This window comes from Pedobacter sp. T50_32, assembly GCF_057652195.1.
This window is the reverse complement of the sequence record NZ_JBYFBY010000004.1, coordinates 352,360-369,933: the sequence shown is the minus strand read 5'-3', so window position 1 is coordinate 369,933 and position 17,574 is coordinate 352,360. Positions and strand designations below refer to the sequence as shown.

Sequence of the window (17,574 nt, the reverse complement as noted above, 5' to 3'; positions counted from 1 at the left end):
CAGGTGACCATTTTGGAGCGTAACAGGTGGCCACTTTGATGTAAAAAAAGGTGGCCACTTTCAGTATAACCCCCAACATATGAGTAGCGTATTTTGTCCAAGATACAAATTTACCTGAAATGTATTTGAACTTTCCATGCAGTAATTTAGACACTCGGAGGTTTCGCTTTTTGAGAAATTTCCTCTCCACTATGTAGTACTCGATATCTTATTGCAATATGTTTTGGATACCCATCCCTACTGTGCTTGTCAACATATCCGAATTGGACGTTATAAATTTATGAAATGGATAAGTTGAGATTCGAAGACCTGCCCGAGGCAATAAGCAGGCTACTGGTGTGCATGGAAAAGATAGAGAAGCTATTGGAGGGAACTGTAACCAAAGAAGAGACCGAAGATCTGCTGGATGTTAGACAGGCAGCTGAATTTCTGAAACTTTCCATCCCAACCATCTATAGCAAGGTCTGTAGGGGTGAAATTCCTGCCTACAAACCTGGAAGGCGGCTATATTTTGACCGAAAGGCTTTGATTGAAAATGTACGCAGCGTCTCCAGACAACCGTCTTCCATCAGGCTATTGGATAACGAAAGCTTGGATAGAGAAAAGAAAAAGGCAAAACGCTGGAGTAGATAGCCTATCCCTAAAGACCAAGGGTAATACGACGGGCGGCCTCCCTTTTTCTACCGTCACGGACTTTCGTGTAGATTTCTGTGGTCTTTACGCTTTTATGTCCCAGCATTTTCGATATGGTATAGATATCCGTTCCCAGTTCGAGCTGGAGGGTGGCAAATGTATGTCTAAAACCATGGAAGGTTACATCCCTATCAATTCCCGCTTTGGCCAACCACTGAACCATGAAGGTCTTCACCTGTGAGTACCTCATGCCATGGAAAACCTTGGTATCAGGGGCATCCCTCTCTCCCAAAAGTGCATATGCTTCATCCGAGATCGGCAGCGTGGTTGCTCCTTCGGTCTTCTGTTGCCAGAACTGGATATAATACTCCCCGCTACTTCCTCGGACTTCTTTCCAAGTCATGTTCTGCAGGTCGGAATAGCGCAGGCCTGTCAAACCCGAAAACAATGCTGCCCTTTTCAAAACTGGATTTTTGGATTCGGTCTTGGCCAGCAACTGGAATTCGGCCAGATCAAAGCACTCCCGATGTGTTTCCGCTTCCTTGATCGGATCGGTAAGCTCATAGAGGTTATCCCTGATCAGCTTTTCCTTATAGGCCTGTTTGAGCGTAGTACGAAACTTTGCATAGTAACTGACTGCCGTGTTCTTCTTGATCCTGATCTTCCTCCGGCCGACCGAGGGACCGCTCAACAGATAATCCCTGTAATCTTCACAGAATTTTTCGTCCAGGTCACTCAGCAACAGGTCGTGTCCAGCATAGCTGATCAGATACCTTAGCGACATGCCCCAGTTGTCGAACAGCCCCTCCTGTTTCTTGCTGGATATTGACCGATAGTAGGCAATGAAATTGCCATTCCTTTTCTCATTGGAAATGAAATCGTAGTTCCTTTCCTGTATATCCAATAGCCGTTTGGCCCTGATGTTCTCGGCAAGTTCCAAGGTACGGAGGTTCACCTTTTTATCGATTTGGTTTTGGGGTTCGGAAATAAGGTAGAGTTTCAGCGTTTCATAACGCTTAGGTTCTCCCGTCACTGGATTAGTCACTGGTGGCCAGTAATCCAGGTACAGGGAAGTCCTTTTTTTGAGCGTTTTTTTCCTTAGCGTTACAGTTGTCATATCAGCTTGATTTTAAGTTAAACAGGATATCAATATCTCTTTTGGGCACATATACATACCAGCCCTTTGCCACCTTTGGAATCTCGAACCGTTTGATCAGATCGTAAAGCGCCTTTTCCGATACCCCATATTTTTCCTGTACTTCGGCCATATGGTAGGCATCCGATAGGCTAAACTTACGCTGCTGCAGTAACGGCCGCATATCGATCAATGGTTCTTTGGCGTCAAAGAAGGCGTCAATCTCCGCCCTTCTGATCAGGGTCTTCCTGGCCGAAAGCCTGATGGAGACCAACCTTCCGCTTTCCACCATATTATAGATCGCCTTGGGTGAACAGCTGAGCAATTGCGCCGCCTGCCTTACCGTCAGAAATTCCCGACCTGTCAAATCTACAACAGGAGCCGATTTCACCTTGACCATCTCTATACGGCTTGCCTCTACTTTTTCCACCCTGGCCCTTAGCTTGTGCGCACGCGAACTGCACTTATGGCTACAGTATTTGGTAACTGTGGTACGAGCTACGAATTCCTTCTGGCAATAGTTGCAGATCCTTGCGACCCTAATATTTGAACTCATAAAATTTTATTTATAAATTGGCAAAATATTGGTCCGAATATCATCGGTGGTGAAATCACCGGTAATTTCGCCAGCCCTGTTCCACAAGCGGCGCCAAAAATGGTTAAGCGGAAATAAGGGTAAATAAGTGAAGTTATTTCGCCGATCAAAAATGGCGAGAAACAAATTGCACTTTCTGGCAACGAACCAGAAACAAAACTATGCAAAACAGTGCAAAATGAAGAAAGGCGGGCGCAAACAGAAAACCACCTAAAATATTGATTTTAAGCGGTTTATTTATTTTAATTTTGTGGTGTTTTGGGCGGTTTTACCTATTTATTTGCCGATACAGAATTTAGTAAAGATATTCTCTAACAAATCATCGGTAGTAACCGTGCCTGTAATTTCACCGAGGTAATGTAAAGCCTGCTTGATATCCATCGCCAAGAAATCGGAGGTTAATGGATTATCGATGTTTCCAAGTACGTTGTTTAGTGAGTTCTGAGTTTGCGTTAAGGCTTCCACGTGACGAATGTTAGTCACCAAAGTTTCGCTAGTATTAATGTTGCTAAGGTGTACTTTCTCTAACAGCGAATGTTCCAAAAGATCCATCCCTACTTTTTCTTTGGCAGAAATGAGTAAGGCTTCGTGTTCGTTAAAGAACGCTTTCTGTTCAGCATTAAGCAATTCGGCTTTGTTAACGATGAAGAGGTAAGGTATCAACTGTTTTTCTAATCCTTCTAATTGGAGTAAAATTTCTGTTTGATCTTCCTGCGCATCTACCATGTAAATAATCAGCTTTGCTTGCTTCATTTTATCTAGGGTACGCTCCACTCCTTTTGCCTCGATAATGTCAGCAGTTTCACGAATACCCGCAGTATCGATAAACCTAAATGTTACGCCGTTGATGTTAATTTCATCTTCGATGGTATCTCTTGTGGTACCTGCAATATCACTTACAATGGCACGCTCTTCATTTAGCAAAGCATTTAACAAAGTTGATTTACCTACATTTGGTTTCCCTGCAATTACCACCGGAACACCATTTTTAATCACATTACCAACTTCGAAAGAATGAATTAACCTTTGCAATACCTTATTGATACGCTGTACCAAATCACGCAGTTGATCGCGGTTGGCAAATTCCACATCTTCTTCTGCAAAATCGAGCTCTAGCTCTATCATACTGGCAAAATGGATCAGTTGTTCACGTAGATCTTTCAGTTCGTTAGAGAAACCACCACGCATTTGCTGCATAGCTACTTCATGAGAAGCTTTGCTGTCTGAGGCAATTAGATCAGCAACGGCTTCTGCCTGACTTAAATCTAAACCACCATTTAGAAACGCTCGCAAGGTAAATTCGCCGGGTTTGGCTGCTCTTGCACCTTTGCTGATTAACAAGCTGATGATTTGTTGAATGATGTAATTAGACCCATGACAAGAAATCTCTACCACATTTTCTTTAGTGTATGATTTAGGGCCTACAAATAACGACGCCACCACTTCATCGATAATGATGTGGTCATTTTTAATTAGACCGAAGTGTAAAGTGTGGGTAGCTTGCTTTTCTAAATCTTTCCCTGCAAAAACTTGGTTGGTTAAGCTAATGGCATCTGGACCTGAAAGACGGATTACCCCAATGGCACCGCTTCCTGGAGGTGTAGATAAAGCAATAATGGTATCGTTAGTTAACATGATGCAAAAGTACTTATTATTGTTGGAACGTTGGAAAGTTAAAATATTGGAAAGTTCTACTCTTAGATGCCTAATAATGATAGTTGAATAACCAAGATCCAATTATCAATTTCCAAAAGACAACAGAATGCAAACTATTGAATGACCAAGATCCAATCATCAATTTCCACAAGACAAAGAACTATAGATAATATTTAGTTTTCAGTGGACAGTTGACAACCTGAAGTCGGCAGTTTACAACTAAACAGTTAACCGATTAACCAATTCTACAGTTAACCTAACCAAACAGCAAACAATTTACCTACTTTAGTGTTAGGGTTTAAAATTTATCCCATCTTAATATGACTGATATGCCACTTACGGTAAAACGCTCGATCGAATTAATTGGTCTATGCCTGTGTTTCGCCATTTTCGCTATTGCTAGCGACATTATTATGCCAGTAATTATGGCATTTTTTATTGCCATTTTACTACTCCCTGTTTATCGTTTTTTGAGGAAATATAAATTCCCAGAAGCACTGGCAATCATACTACCCATTCTAATGGTTTTCATTTTTATTGCTGGTATTGTTTGGTTTTTTTCTGCGCAGATAGGCGTTTTAGTAAATGATTTCCCTCAGATTAAGCAGAATGTTGCCAAGCATTTGCAGTCGTTACAGGAATGGATTAGCAGTTTCACCGATTTTTCTATCTCTAAACAAAAGAAATTTATTACCGAAAAAAGTGACGACTTGTTAAACATGGCTGGAAAAGCAGCAAGTGGTGCAGCAGTTACCCTAAGCAGTGTTTTCATTTTCCTTGGTTTAATTCCTATCTACATCTATTTAATTCTGTTCTATAAAGATATTTTACTTCGCTTTGTGTTTATGTGGTTTAAAACAGACCACCACCCTAAAGTGAAAGAAGCAGCTTACGAAGCCGAAGCAATCATTAAAAATTACCTAGTTGGATTGCTTATCCAAATCACTTACATGACCATTATGTTGGGTGGGGTTTTAATGCTTTTTGGTATTAAACACGCTTTATTAATTGGGGTAATCTTCGCGATTTTAAATCTTATCCCTTATGTTGGTGCTTTACTTGGCAATATTTTAGGCGTGCTGATTACCTTGACATCTTCTCCAGAATTAGGCCCTGTGATTACTGTTTTATTGGTAATTGCGGTAGTTCAATTCTTTGATAATAATATCTTAATGCCTCGTATTGTAGGTTCTAAGGTCAAGATAAATGCACTGGTCTCCATTTTAGGTGTGGTTATTGGAGGAACCCTGGCGGGTATATCAGGTATGTTCCTATCTATGCCAATTATAGCTGTACTGAAGGTGATTTTCGACCGCAGCGATGCCTTTAAGCAATGGGGTGTTTTACTGGGTGATGAAAGACCTGCAAAAAGTCCGATGAGCTTTGCGATTTATCGTAGAAAAGGTGATATAAAAACTAAGTCTGGGGTGGTTAAGGATAAGAATAAGTAGTGAGGTAAGGGATAGGAATTAGGTTTTATTTTTGTATTCTTAGTTAGACATTCAACTTTTGAAGCATCAAAAGTTTACAAAAATGCTTATCAATCTCGCTATGTTCCTCCTCACAGTCTCCCCTTCATCAAAAAAACATTGGCACTTCGTTTTGTTTGGCTACTGCTAAATCAAGGTTATTGCAATTTGGACACAAAACCACTGCGTTTAAGGTTTGGGATTGCAACTTGCTATTTTATGCTACTGTTTTTTTGATTTGGCTGGAACTGGAGATTGACGATCGTTCTTGGCTGAAAGTTGTGCTTTTTGAACGATAATTAACAAACTGCATAAACAAAGACGTATAGTCGTCGTAACCTACTTCAAAAACACATCGTAGGCAAACCTTAATATCGTACCAAAAACAACGATCAAGAAGAAGATACGGATAAATTTATTGCCTTTGAGCAGTGCTAATTTTGCGCCCAAGAAAGAGCCTAAAACATTAAAAATGGCCATTGGTATTGCGTACTCGAAAAGTACATGACCCGTTGAACTGAAATAAACCAATGCGGCTAGGTTTGTGCCTACGTTTACAATTTTGGCATGTGCGCTAGCGCCGATAAAATCGAAACCAAGAATACCGACAAAGGCAAGGATTAGGAATGAACCTGTTCCTGGGCCGATCAGACCATCGTAAAAACCGATAATTAAACCAAACAGACAAGCTAATAAAAGTTGCTTTTGGGCTGTTTGGTTTTTCTCTTGTTGTACCCCAAAGTTTTTATTGAAATAGGTATACAAAGCCACTATTACTAACACCACCAATATGATCGGTTTAATGTGCTGGTTGTCTATGGTACTCACTAAATAAGCTCCAGAAAGAGATGCGATAAATGCCGCAATTGTACAGCCCGCTAAGATCAATCCGTTAAACTTTACCTGCTTGGCATATTTGACCGCAGCTACTGCCGTACCCGCCAACGATGGAATTTTCACTGTACCTAGTAACGTTGCTACCGGATATTGCGGCAAAATTAATAAGGTTGCCGGGGTTTGCAACAAACCTCCACCACCTACAATGGCATCTATGAAACCTGCACCGAAGGCTGCCAAGCAAAGTAAAATAAGTTCTGTAGTCAATATTTATAGATAAAGAAAGCAAAATAGCGAATTATTTATTAGTTCAACTGTTCGCGAACAGGTCAAATAACTACAAAACCTAAAAAGTTAACTAATTATTCAATACGTATTTTTTATCCATCGGTTCGTAATAAGGCTCATTTTTACTAGTACCAATCAATTTACCATCCTCATCGTAAAGCTTAAAACCAGTTGATACACCATCAACATACTTACCTTCAAAGATTAATTGTCCGTTCTCGTAATATGCTCTCGAAAACCTTTCCTTACGTTTGCTATCGTAATCACTGGCAATATGTATTAACCCTGTCGGATAATAGCTGATATAAATACCATTCTGTTCACCATCCACATAGTTTGTCAATATCGAAGGTCTGAAAGTTCCTTCATAATAACTGATATACTCGCCATGAAGCTGACCTTTTTTGTAATTGGTTATTAACGATGGCTTGTTACTATAGTTATCTTTAATGATAGTTGCATTCTTAGCAACAAATGCATTAATCTTCAAATTTTTCTCTACCAAAGTAGTATCGATATACGTTACCCATTGGCCATCTTTTTCTCCGTTAATGTAAGTTCCCTCTTGTAGCAAAGCGCCACTGGCACTAAAATATTTCCATTTACCTTCTGGGATGTTATTTTTCAATAGGCCTTCACCTCTTTTAACACCTTTAATTAAGAAAGCCTTTTTGTTAGGTTGGTTTGAAAACGAACGCAGGAGCGCAATGTCTTCCTTTTTAGTTGAGCTGACATAGCTACTTCTAGAACATGCACCGGTCATTAAAATCTTGTTGTAATGATTGGCGTAGATTATCCAATTTTCATTTTTTTTGAAATAGATACCACAGGCAGCCGAACTAGATGCGGTTTGTAAAGTTACTTCCTTTTTTATTTGAGCGCCCTTAAAAAGCTCACTCACTTCAAAAACAACCTCAATATTATGACCTACATCTCTGTCGCTTATATTTTTAATTGTTTTTACCTTACCTATAAAAACAACCGAAGTTTCGTTGAAATCTTTAATGGTTAAAGGACCAAGCGGCATACAGCTGCAAGCATAAGTGATCTGCAAGCTTGCAAGCAATACAACAAATACGAGCGCTAACTTTTTCATTTTTTGAATTTCTACTTTGAGTTAATTTTTACATCCTTTCAGGAACCTTAATACCTAAAATACCCATCCCAGACTTAATCACATCGGCAGCAATTTTACAGATGTTTAAACGATGTTGCTTCACCGCAGCGTCTTCCTCTTTAATAATTGGAGGTACTTCATGGTAAAACTTGTTAAACAACTTCGCTACTTCGTATAAATAGTTCGCAATAAATGCCGGACTATAAGCCTTCGCCGCTTCTGAAATTTCTGTTGGATATTTAGCCAACAACATCACCATTTCCAGCTCTGTGGGTGTTAATTTGATATTGCCATAATCCGCCACTGCATACTGGTAATCAGCTCTGCTTAACAAAGATTTGATACGAGCATGTGTGTACTGAATAAACGGACCTGTGTTACCTTGGAAATCAATACTCTCCGCAGGATCAAACAGCAAACGTTTCTTAGGTTCAACCTTCAACAAGAAATACTTCAACGCACCTAAACCAATGGTAGTATATAGTTCTTCTTTATCTGCTTCCGAGAAATCGTTGGTTTTACCCAATTCTTCCGTTTTCTGCTTGGCAGTTTCTACCATTTCGTTCACCAAATCATCAGCATCTACCACCGTTCCCTCACGACTTTTCATCTTTCCACTAGGTAAATCTACCATTCCGTAAGACAAGTGGTATAATCCTTTAGCCCAGCTTTTACCTAGTTTTTCTAAAATCAAGAACAACACTTTGAAGTGATAATCTTGCTCGTTACCCACTACATAAATCGACTTATCCATACCGAAATCGTCATATTTCATTTGGGCAGTACCTAAATCTTGCGTAATGTAAACCGAAGTACCGTCAGCACGTAACACCAATTTTTGGTCTAAGCCATCGGCAGTTAAATCAATCCACACCGAACCATCTTCTTTTTTAAAGAAAACGCCTTTAGCCAAGCCTTCTTCAACTGTATCTTTTCCAAGCAAATAAGTGTTGCTTTCGTAATAGTATTTATCAAAATCTACACCTAGCTTTTTGTAGGTCACATCAAAACCAGCGTAAACCCAGCCGTTCATTTTTTCCCACAAACCCACTACTTCGGCATCTCCCTGCTCCCATTGCAACAGCATTTGCTGTGCTGCTTTAATTAATGGTGCATTTTTCTTAGCTTCATCTTCAGTTTGCCCTTCGGCAACCAAAGCTTCTATTTCCTTCTTATATTCTTTATCGAAAACCACGTAGTATTTACCTACCAAATGGTCGCCTTTTAAGCCCGAACTTTCAGGAGTTTCGCCATTGCCCCAGTTTTGCCAAGCCAACATCGATTTACAGATATGGATACCCCTATCGTTCACCAAATTCACTTTAATTACATCGTAACCATCGGCTTTTAACAACTCAGAAACCGAGTAACCCAATAAGTTGTTACGTACGTGCCCCAAGTGCAAAGGCTTGTTGGTATTTGGCGATGAATATTCTACCATTACTTTTTCGCCACGAGGTTTTATAGCAAGGAAGTCTGGCTGCAATAAGGTGTTATTGAATAAATCTACCCAATAGCTTTCGGCAATTACCAAGTTTAAGAAACCTTTTACCACGTTAAAGCCGGTAACTTCTGCTAAATTTTCTTGCAAATAAGTACCTATGGCATTAGCCGTTTCTTCTGGAGATTTTTTAGAAAACCGTACAATAGGAAACACCACAATCGTTACCTGTCCTTCAAATTCCTTACGTGTTTCTTGCAGATTGATTACATTTTCTGCAACTTCTTCCTGATATAGCTCCTTAATAGCCTTAACTGCGCCTGCGATGATAAAATTCATAGCGCCAAAAATACATTAATTGTTGAATTGTTAGATTGTTTTATTGTGATAAAGTTAGAGGATTAGAAAATCTCGGAAGTTGGAAAGTTGAATATCTCATAAACTTACGGAAGCACTTTTCTACCGATGAAAACCTTTGGTAAAAACTCATCACTTTTTTGAGTAGTTTTGTACCCTTCGAAAGTCTTGCTTTAAATGCTAAAACTAAATATTTTTAATTTCATTATACTTTCAGTATTACTTAACGCTAGCAATTTAAGTTGTAAGAAAAACAACGATGTTAACGTTGATGACAAGCCTAAAAATCAATCTAATGATGTTGTTAACCATATCCTTTTAGGTAATCCTAGCAACGCAACGTACGATATCGTTAACGCCGAAAATTATTTACTAGAGCAATCTTACTTTATCAGTTCGTACAGCAGGAATAAAGGAATAGCTAATTGGGTTAGCTGGCACCTTGAGCAGGCAGATTTAGGTGAGGCAAAGCGACAAGATGACTTTAGGGCGAACGTCACTTTGCCAAATGGTTGGTTCATGGTACAAAGCAACAGTTACCAAAACTCGGGCTTCGATAGAGGTCATATGTGCCCTTCTGCAGATCGAACTTCGAGTGTAGAGGCCAATTCAGCAACTTTTTTGATGACCAATATGATACCGCAGGCACCGAGAAACAACCAGGGTCCGTGGGCACAACTAGAAGAGTATACACGTACACAAGTTAGAGCTGGAAACGAAGCTTATGTCATTTCTGGCACTTACGGTTCGGGTGGTATCGGAAGCCAAGGCAATATTACTTATACCTTAGCTGCTGGTAAAATTAATGTACCTACCCACGTTTGGAAAATTATCTTGATTATACCTTATGGTGATAATGATTTAGCTAGAATTAAAAGTGATACCAGGGTTATTGCGGTAATTATGCCAAATGAAAATACCATTGGCAGCAATTGGAAAGATTACAGAAGTAACATTAAAAGTATTGAGACTAATACTGGCTACAACTTTTTATCGGCACTAAGTGCAGAACTTAAAAATAGTTTAGCACAGAAAATAGATAACCTTTAAGTATTATTAGCATCGTTATTTAGGGCGCATCAATTGAGCTATAAAAATAACTATCTTTCTAACACGAGTTCGAAACCTGCACCTCATAGATTCCTCGAAACTCGGAATGACAGGGGCTTACATCGGTTTTACAAACTAAGTAACGAAACTCTAATTCTTCTTCACGTATTTCCTTTCTACAGTTCCCATTGTGATGAGAAACTGAGCAGCCATATACGTAGACATTACTAACAAATCGCCAATTTCCATTCGCTCTACAAATTTGTTATAAGCTAGAATAGAATCGGAAATTATGAAGAAAATAGCGCCCAGCAATATCCAGGCGAAGCTTTTGAAATTGGTTTTTCCATATCTTAAGGCCGCCATTATTCCCATCATTGTAATTACAAAAGAATACACTAATACTGGAATGTTCATATCACCAAGATAAGGGCGCAGCATGTAATAATAAGCTAAACAGAAAAAGCCGAATACCAAAAAAATGGGCAGCACGTACCTTTTTTCCACTTCCATTTTATTGGTACTATCTAAATAAAAGGCAGCAATATAAAAAAGATGGGCAATTAAAAACGCACCTAAACCCAACATAAAAAATAGTTGGTTGCTATGCACAAACATCAGAAAAACATCACCCAACAAAGAAAAAAACAAACCTATAATTACCTTCTTCGTAAACCTACTTTCTCGTTTGATGGTAAAGTAAAGGAATAACATCAATGAAATTGTAATTATTGGCTTGGTAAACAATCTAACTACAGTTAAATTATTCGTTACGGCTATCAGCTCTGCAAAAAAGATAATAGCAAAAGCAAAGGTAAATTGGGGATATTTTTTAAGCATTGCGGTATTTAGATTTGATGAGAAAAAAATAGATCATCATAGCCAGATGTACGACTAGCAAACCTAAAAGCCAAGCCAATTCAAAATCTATACGGTATAGAAAATACAAGGTTGCTAAGCCCAATAAATACCTTAAATACTCGGCACCTACAAACCATCGCTTCTTTTCCAATAACGCCCCACAGGTTAACATACTTAAAACCGTAAAAGAAGCAATTAGAATATTCGTCAATAATGTCAGTTTATCGAAATAGAATAACTGATATGAACCAAGAGCCAACGCTACGAGAAATAACAGCACCGCATAAATCATTACCTTAATAGCAGTTTCTGTATGAAATTTGCGATAATTTACCACATCTATCTCGGGTGCATACTGAAAGCCTCCCAACTTTTCAGGAAACCACCCTGGAGGTTTAACAAAGACCCTAATTTTATCACTGATATTGTCCGATTTCTTTGCGGTTTCTATCAAATCCTTCCAGTAGTGGATATTTGCCCAAACCGGGTTCCAACTTGCTAAAGGTTTGGTAATACCGTAGTAAACCTCTTCTTCTTCTTTTTGAAAGGTACCGAATAACCTATCCCAAATAATTAAAGTGCCCGCATGGTTTTTATCGATGTATTTCGGATTAGAGCCGTGGTGCACGCGATGATGCGAGGGTGTATTAAGGATATATTCTAAGAAACCCATGCTTTTTATGGTACGTGTATGTATCCAAAACTGATAAAGCGTATTGAAAGAACTTAAGGTTAAAAAGATAATTGGATCGAACCCTATTAACGCAAGCGGCAGGTAGAAAACCCAAGAAAACCATCCCTGAAACCACGATTGGCGCAAAGCTACCGTTAAATTATACTCTTCAGATTGATGATGTACAATATGGGCAGCCCATAACGCATTAATTTGATGGCTCATTCGATGAAACCAGTAATAGAAAAAATCAACACCAATGAAGAGTACAATCCAAGTCCAGATGGTGTTTGGAATTTCGAACAAGCGCCAATGCTTAAATATATACAGATAACCTAAAAAAAGCACCGACTTTCCGAACAAGCCTACCAATTGCGAACCAATGCCTTGGTGAAGGTTGGCTATCGAATCATTTAAACGATAATATTTGAGTTTTTTGTAGAAGGTGTAGGCCAATTCAATCCCAATAAGGATAAAGAAAATTGGTACCGACAAGGCTATATAATTGGTTTTCATTACCCTAATTTAATTATTTATTAGAAAATTAAGGTATAAAATGAAATTTGCAATTGCTTGTTATTTTGTGAGCAACTTCAATAACCTAATTGCTGGTGCGTTGGTAATGTACTCGCTTACATTGGGATGGGTGCAGCTCTCCAATTCATTAATTGTACTTAGAGAAACTTCGTTAAAATCCATATCCCAATCTTTAAAATGACGTTTTTCAACCACTCCAGTTGTCACAATTTTCGTCGCAGTTAGTCGCTTATCATTCTTTACAGACCCATAGATATCTAAAACATTTTTCTCACTTCCTTCTAGCACTTGAATAAAAGTTCCCTCGCAGTAAATCAATTTGCCAGTAACTTCTAAACTTTCGTTCCGTTCCCTAGCCTGCTTTAACAATTCATCAAAATCCTTTTGATTGAACTTAAAACTCTCGACACCGTAATACAACAAATAAAAAATCATAACCTCACTAATAACGCTGCAAGGTAATGTATTTTTAATTGAAAGAGATTAATTTACGACAGCATTGTTACGCTTAAGTTACCCTTAAAATATTGATTGACTTAACCCATTTATCTTTTTTACAGCATTTACATATTTGCTTTGCAGTTGGCTCGGATAATTGGGTAAGTCCGCAAAAACTGCAAGAATAATAATCTTTGTATTTAATTTCTTGTTTTTTATTGGTGAATAAAGCTGGGAGAATTGGCAAACCATACTTCACATCATCATCTTTATAATAAAATACAGATATACTACCGTTGGTTTCTAAGATAGCCAATTTCACTTGCCCTAAATGAGCAACATTCTTTAATCTCAACTCTGCGAAAAACTCATCCTGAGCTAAATCTTCCTTCTCAAAGTTCTCAATAGCAAATCGTCCATTCTCTATTACGCAAGTGCAATGTCCCTCTAATAAAATCTCAAATTTCTTGTTTTTATTAACGAAATAAGCTGTTACCCTGTACGAAACAATGACGACTACAAAAACCGCAACTGCGGATAAAATACCCACCTCCTTGTAAAACATAGGATCTCCAGCAGCAGAGCCTAAGCTGATAATAACGACCAATTCGAAAATGGACAGCTGCCTCACTCCTCTTTTACCAAGCACACGCAAGCCAACCAGCACTACTAAATACATGATTAAAGTACGAAACATGATTTCTGGAATAAAACTCCAGTCTTGTTCACCTAATAAAATTTTTTCGAAATCTGCCATTCTACATTTTTCGTATAAAACGCAAAGGCTGATGTTTTGTTTAGAGTTGGGTATCTGATAGATATTTTTTCAACAATTTCTTGATAGTGCGTTGTTTCCAAGCAGTTACCAACAATTCTTTCAAATCCGTTGGCTGTACAGCATCTAGGTTAACTAGCATGTACTTGTACTTCAAAAAATGAGGGGTAATAAAGAACGTTTTAGGTGCTTTTTGCATCCACTTTTCTCTTTCTTCGGTGTAAACAACAAGATTTTCCTCATCTTCTTTTAAACGGGCGAAGATATTTTTACCAGCGTAAAAAGCAGGAGTTTCGAAAAGGAGACGTTCTTCTGCTTCGGGTAAATCGGCTATTACACTTCGGATAAAAGCTAGTGCTAAAATGGTTTTCTCTTGCATGAGCTATCCCCTTGCAGCCATTTTCACCATCCTACTTGATAAGTCTTTACCTAGATATTTATCAATAATAGCATGCACTACATATAAAATTGGTGTCATCAGCAATGCTACAACAAACTTATAAGTGTAACCTACCAAACCAATAGCGGCAACCATTTGCCAGCTCCAATGGTAAGCCGGATTTAAATAGAAAGCGATGAAAATAACTACAAAGCTGTCAATCAATTGAGAAACTAGGGTCGAACCTGTTGCTCGCAACCAAAGTGCTTTTTCGCCAGTAAACTTCTTAATGCGATGGAAAATCAACACATCTACCATTTGACCAATTAAAAACGCAGTAATAGAACCAACAATAATCCACATCCCTTGACCAAAAATCGCATCGAAAGCACGTGGCATACTCAATTTCTGCCCATCAACTTCTTGCACCAACCAAAAATCTGCCGGCTCTAACTTAATCGCCATCCAAACCACAAAAAAAGCAAAGCAAATTAATATAGATGTTAAGATGGAAAGGAAACGTACCTGTTTTACGCCAAAATACTCGTTGATAATGTCTGTCATAATGAAAACAATTGGCCAAGTAAGCACACCTGCAGACATATTATAAGACAAGTTGGGTACACCAAACAAATTGATATCAAACTTTTTTATCCCGAGCACGCCTTCTACCGAAAATATTTTTACGCCAATAAACTCTGACATTAAGGTATTTGCCACGAAAAAGGAACCTAATATCAATAACAGTCTGCTTTCTTTGGTTTTAAAAGTCATGTTAGCTAAAGTACAATTATTTTGATATAAAATAAACAGGCCTTTTTTTACTGAAATCAGCTTTCTATTTTACAAAACGCAGACGACTAGCAATTGATAAATACCCATCTTTGCGCCTTCGAAAAATCATCATGGCAAAATCTAAATCATTCGGTTTAATATTAATTCTAGGTAGCTTGGCAGCGTTGGCTCCGTTTTCTATAGATATGTACTTGCCAGGATTTAAGGCCATAGCCAAAGATTTAAATACCGATGTGCCAAACGTCTCTCTATCCCTAGCAACCTTCTTTATTGGTATTTCTGCGGGCCAATTACTTTACGGACCATTATTAGATAAATTCGGGAGGAAAAAACCGCTATACTTCGGTTTGTCTCTTTTTATTTTATCGTCTGTGAGTTGTCTTTTTGTCACCTCAATCGACCAGCTAATCATTTTGAGATTTGTACAAGCAATTGGCTGCTGTTCGGCTTCGGTTGCGGCTATAGCAATGGTTAGAGATTTATTCACGGTAGAAGAAAGTCCGAAAGTTTTTGCTTCTTTAATGTTGGTTATTGCGGTTTCGCCAATGCTTGCTCCTACCGCTGGCGGATATTTGATTACAGCTTTAGGTTGGAAATCTGTATTTGTATTTTTAGGATTAATGGCTGGTTTAATGCTATTGGCTAGCATGTGGAAATTACCCGAAAGCTACAAACCAGACCCCAATTATTCGCTAAAACCAAAACCTATTTTAAGCAATTTCCTCATCGTATTAAAAGAACCGAGCTTTTATACTTACGCTTTGGTAAGTGCCATCACTTTTAGTGGCTTATTTGCATACGTGTCTTCATCACCTGTGGTATTTATGGATTTATATAAAGTTACAGAAACTGGATACGGATGGATATTCGCCTTGCTATCAGTATTTTTTATTGGATTTAGTCAGGTAAACAGCTTCATATTAAGATGGTTTAGCAGCAAGAAAATTGTTTTTTGGGCATTGTTAGCGCAGTGTGCATTTAGTGTGTTATTTCTAATTGCTGCTGTTTACAACCTCTTAAACTTATACACAACCATCGCATTTATTGCGTTATTTTTAGGCTGCTTAGGTTTCATCAATCCAAATGCCTCAGCACTTTCTTTAGCGCCTTTTTCAAAAAATGCAGGAAGCGCTTCTGCCTTAATGGGTGCATTGCAAATGGGTTTAGGTGCTTTAGCTTCAGCTGCAATTAGCATGTTTGCCGCAGATGTAGTTTGGCCAATGCCAGCGGTAATGACCGTTGCAGCATTAACGGCCCTGTTTTGCTTATTTGTAGGAAGAAGGAAAATTAATAGCACAGACAGCAATTCTTAGGTTTATATCTTGAAGCAGCTGCGATAAGTAAAAATCATTCAGATTATTACTATTTTCGTATCAGATGATAAATTTTAATTCTAAACTACCTACTGTAGGCACCACCATTTTCTCGGTGATGTCTAAACTTGCCGCAGACCACCAAGCTATCAACTTATCACAGGGTTTCCCAGACTACGGCACAGATGAAAAACTAACTGCTGCCATCAACCAAGCCATGAAAGACGGGTTTAACCAGTATGCGCCTATGGCTGGTTACCTTCCGTTGAGAGAAGAAATTGCAGAAAAGATGGAACGTTTTTACAAGGCAAAATATCATCCCGAAACAGAAATTACAATAACTGCTGGCGGCACACAAGCTATATTTACTGCAATTAATACTTTTATAACTGCTGGCGATGAGGTTATTATTTTCGAACCAGCGTACGATTGTTACGGCCCAACCATTAAATTACTAGGTGGATTGGTAAAACCTTTCGAACTGCAAGCACCAGATTACAAGATCGATTGGGAAATGGTGAAAAAGCTTTTCAGCGCCAACACCAAAATGATCATCATCAATTCGCCGCATAATCCAACGGGAAGCATTTTGCGAAAAGAAGATATTGATGCGCTGATTAAACTCACTAAAGAAACCGATATCATTATTTTGAGTGATGAAGTTTACGAGCATATTATTTTCGATGGCGAGCAACATCAAAGTGTAGCTTTATATCCAGAATTAGCCGAAAGAAGCTTTATTGTAGCCTCTTTTGGAAAACTTTTACACACCACCGGATGGAAAGTCGGTTACTGTTTAGCACCAGCTAAATTGATGACAGAATTTAGGAAAGTACACCAATTTAATGTTTTCAGCGTTAATACCCCTATGCAAGTAGGCATCACCAATTATTTAAAATCGAGCAACATCTATCATGAAATACCTGTCTTTTTTCAGCAGAAAAGAGATTTTTTCCAACAACTACTTAGCGAAACCAAATTCGAACTCTTGCCTTGTAAGGGATCTTATTTCCAATGTGTAAGCTACCAAAACATCAGTACTGAAAAAGATACCGACTTTGCAGAGAAACTAGTTACTGAATTTGGCGTAGCTACCATTCCTGTTTCGGCATTTTATACCAAAAACGTAGACCACAAAGTGTTACGTTTCTGTTTTGCGAAAGAGGATAACACATTGGAAAAAGCGGTAGAAAAATTAACAAAATTATAGATAGATATATCACTC

General features: G+C 38.5%; 17 protein-coding genes. 5 read left to right on the top strand and 12 right to left on the bottom strand.

Going from position 1 to position 17,574, the window contains the following annotated elements:
- The first annotated feature begins 285 nt into the window (after nt 1-285).
- On the top strand, nt 286-633 hold the full coding sequence (locus AC23ME_RS15215) for a helix-turn-helix domain-containing protein (RefSeq protein ID WP_487728630.1): 348 nt from the start codon (nt 286-288) through the stop codon (nt 631-633).
- A gap of 7 nt (nt 634-640) precedes the next feature.
- On the opposite strand, the gene AC23ME_RS15210 is transcribed toward AC23ME_RS15215, so the two are convergent.
- From AC23ME_RS15210 to mnmE, 3 genes are all read right to left on the bottom strand, one after another.
- A complete protein-coding gene (locus AC23ME_RS15210; RefSeq protein ID WP_487728629.1) occupies nt 641-1,750 on the bottom strand; it encodes a site-specific integrase in 1,110 nt (369 codons plus the stop codon).
- Nucleotide 1,751: 1 nt separating this feature from the next.
- A complete protein-coding gene (locus AC23ME_RS15205; protein ID WP_487728628.1) occupies nt 1,752-2,198 on the bottom strand; it encodes a helix-turn-helix domain-containing protein in 447 nt (148 codons plus the stop codon).
- A 441-nt stretch (nt 2,199-2,639) separates the two neighbouring features.
- Complete coding sequence (gene mnmE / locus AC23ME_RS15200; protein ID WP_487728627.1) at nt 2,640-3,998, bottom strand: tRNA uridine-5-carboxymethylaminomethyl(34) synthesis GTPase MnmE; 1,359 nt, start codon at nt 3,996-3,998, stop codon at nt 2,640-2,642.
- Nucleotides 3,999-4,348: 350 nt separating this feature from the next.
- Between mnmE and AC23ME_RS15195 the strand changes: the two genes are divergently transcribed.
- Nucleotides 4,349-5,470, top strand: a complete 1,122-nt coding sequence (locus AC23ME_RS15195) for an AI-2E family transporter (protein WP_487728626.1) — start codon at nt 4,349-4,351, stop codon at nt 5,468-5,470.
- 357 nt (nt 5,471-5,827) lie between these two features.
- Here the strand turns inward: AC23ME_RS15195 and AC23ME_RS15190 are convergent, their stop codons facing one another.
- The 3 genes from AC23ME_RS15190 to argS all read right to left on the bottom strand — a co-directional run bounded on the left by AC23ME_RS15190 (nt 5,828) and on the right by argS (nt 9,510).
- Nucleotides 5,828-6,592, bottom strand: a complete 765-nt coding sequence (locus AC23ME_RS15190) for a sulfite exporter TauE/SafE family protein (RefSeq protein ID WP_487728625.1) — start codon at nt 6,590-6,592, stop codon at nt 5,828-5,830.
- Nucleotides 6,593-6,683: 91 nt separating this feature from the next.
- Entirely contained in the window at nt 6,684-7,709 is a 1,026-nt protein-coding gene (locus AC23ME_RS15185; protein WP_487728624.1) for a hypothetical protein, read from the bottom strand.
- 28 nt (nt 7,710-7,737) lie between these two features.
- Nucleotides 7,738-9,510 (bottom strand): arginine--tRNA ligase, encoded by a 1,773-nt coding sequence (argS, locus tag AC23ME_RS15180; protein WP_487728623.1) that lies wholly within the window; start codon nt 9,508-9,510, stop codon nt 7,738-7,740.
- 195 nt (nt 9,511-9,705) lie between these two features.
- Here argS and AC23ME_RS15175 point away from each other — a divergent pair, with 195 nt between their 5' ends.
- Nucleotides 9,706-10,578, top strand: a complete 873-nt coding sequence (locus AC23ME_RS15175) for a DNA/RNA non-specific endonuclease (RefSeq protein ID WP_487728622.1) — start codon at nt 9,706-9,708, stop codon at nt 10,576-10,578.
- 150 nt (nt 10,579-10,728) lie between these two features.
- On the opposite strand, the gene AC23ME_RS15170 is transcribed toward AC23ME_RS15175, so the two are convergent.
- The 6 genes from AC23ME_RS15170 to AC23ME_RS15145 all read right to left on the bottom strand — a co-directional run bounded on the left by AC23ME_RS15170 (nt 10,729) and on the right by AC23ME_RS15145 (nt 15,015).
- Nucleotides 10,729-11,418 (bottom strand): lysoplasmalogenase, encoded by a 690-nt coding sequence (locus tag AC23ME_RS15170; RefSeq protein WP_487728621.1) that lies wholly within the window; start codon nt 11,416-11,418, stop codon nt 10,729-10,731.
- Nucleotides 11,411-12,628 carry a sterol desaturase family protein gene (locus AC23ME_RS15165; protein WP_487728620.1) on the bottom strand — a complete coding sequence of 406 codons (1,218 nt, stop codon included), beginning with the start codon at nt 12,626-12,628 and terminating at the stop codon, nt 11,411-11,413. Before AC23ME_RS15165 ends, AC23ME_RS15170 begins: the two co-directional genes overlap by 8 nt.
- Nucleotides 12,629-12,688: 60 nt before the next feature.
- On the bottom strand, nt 12,689-13,084 hold the full coding sequence (locus AC23ME_RS15160) for a BLUF domain-containing protein (RefSeq protein ID WP_487728619.1): 396 nt from the start codon (nt 13,082-13,084) through the stop codon (nt 12,689-12,691).
- Nucleotides 13,085-13,157: 73 nt separating this feature from the next.
- Nucleotides 13,158-13,844: a DUF421 domain-containing protein gene (locus AC23ME_RS15155; RefSeq protein WP_487728618.1), complete on the bottom strand. Its 687-nt coding sequence runs from the start codon at nt 13,842-13,844 to the stop codon at nt 13,158-13,160.
- A 40-nt stretch (nt 13,845-13,884) separates the two neighbouring features.
- Nucleotides 13,885-14,241, bottom strand: a complete 357-nt coding sequence (locus AC23ME_RS15150; protein WP_487728617.1) for an MmcQ/YjbR family DNA-binding protein — start codon at nt 14,239-14,241, stop codon at nt 13,885-13,887.
- A gap of 3 nt (nt 14,242-14,244) precedes the next feature.
- A complete protein-coding gene (locus tag AC23ME_RS15145) occupies nt 14,245-15,015 on the bottom strand; it encodes a queuosine precursor transporter (protein ID WP_487728616.1) in 771 nt (256 codons plus the stop codon).
- Between the two features lie 131 nt (nt 15,016-15,146).
- Here AC23ME_RS15145 and AC23ME_RS15140 point away from each other — a divergent pair, with 131 nt between their 5' ends.
- Together AC23ME_RS15140 and AC23ME_RS15135 are read left to right on the top strand one after the other, a co-directional pair.
- On the top strand, nt 15,147-16,349 hold the full coding sequence (locus tag AC23ME_RS15140) for a multidrug effflux MFS transporter (RefSeq protein WP_487728615.1): 1,203 nt from the start codon (nt 15,147-15,149) through the stop codon (nt 16,347-16,349).
- A 64-nt stretch (nt 16,350-16,413) separates the two neighbouring features.
- Complete coding sequence (locus AC23ME_RS15135) at nt 16,414-17,559, top strand: methionine aminotransferase (protein WP_487728614.1); 1,146 nt, start codon at nt 16,414-16,416, stop codon at nt 17,557-17,559.
- Nucleotides 17,560-17,574 lie beyond the last annotated feature (15 nt).

What these genes read in the sequence shown, in the direction of transcription:
- AC23ME_RS15215 (WP_487728630.1), top strand. Translation starts at nt 286, where the DNA reads ATGGATAAGTTGAGATTCGAAGACCTGCCCGAGGCAATAAGCAGGCTA.
- AC23ME_RS15210 (WP_487728629.1), bottom strand. Translation starts at nt 1,750, where the DNA reads ATGACAACTGTAACGCTAAGGAAAAAAACGCTCAAAAAAAGGACTTCC.
- mnmE (WP_487728627.1), bottom strand. Translation starts at nt 3,998, where the DNA reads ATGTTAACTAACGATACCATTATTGCTTTATCTACACCTCCAGGAAGC.
- AC23ME_RS15195 (WP_487728626.1), top strand. Translation starts at nt 4,349, where the DNA reads ATGCCACTTACGGTAAAACGCTCGATCGAATTAATTGGTCTATGCCTG.
- AC23ME_RS15185 (WP_487728624.1), bottom strand. Translation starts at nt 7,709, where the DNA reads ATGAAAAAGTTAGCGCTCGTATTTGTTGTATTGCTTGCAAGCTTGCAG.
- argS (WP_487728623.1), bottom strand. Translation starts at nt 9,510, where the DNA reads ATGAATTTTATCATCGCAGGCGCAGTTAAGGCTATTAAGGAGCTATAT.
- AC23ME_RS15175 (WP_487728622.1), top strand. Translation starts at nt 9,706, where the DNA reads ATGCTAAAACTAAATATTTTTAATTTCATTATACTTTCAGTATTACTT.
- AC23ME_RS15170 (WP_487728621.1), bottom strand. Translation starts at nt 11,418, where the DNA reads ATGCTTAAAAAATATCCCCAATTTACCTTTGCTTTTGCTATTATCTTT.
- AC23ME_RS15165 (WP_487728620.1), bottom strand. Translation starts at nt 12,628, where the DNA reads ATGAAAACCAATTATATAGCCTTGTCGGTACCAATTTTCTTTATCCTT.
- AC23ME_RS15160 (WP_487728619.1), bottom strand. Translation starts at nt 13,084, where the DNA reads ATGATTTTTTATTTGTTGTATTACGGTGTCGAGAGTTTTAAGTTCAAT.
- AC23ME_RS15155 (WP_487728618.1), bottom strand. Translation starts at nt 13,844, where the DNA reads ATGGCAGATTTCGAAAAAATTTTATTAGGTGAACAAGACTGGAGTTTT.
- AC23ME_RS15150 (WP_487728617.1), bottom strand. Translation starts at nt 14,241, where the DNA reads ATGCAAGAGAAAACCATTTTAGCACTAGCTTTTATCCGAAGTGTAATA.
- AC23ME_RS15145 (WP_487728616.1), bottom strand. Translation starts at nt 15,015, where the DNA reads ATGACTTTTAAAACCAAAGAAAGCAGACTGTTATTGATATTAGGTTCC.
- AC23ME_RS15140 (WP_487728615.1), top strand. Translation starts at nt 15,147, where the DNA reads ATGGCAAAATCTAAATCATTCGGTTTAATATTAATTCTAGGTAGCTTG.
- AC23ME_RS15135 (WP_487728614.1), top strand. Translation starts at nt 16,414, where the DNA reads ATGATAAATTTTAATTCTAAACTACCTACTGTAGGCACCACCATTTTC.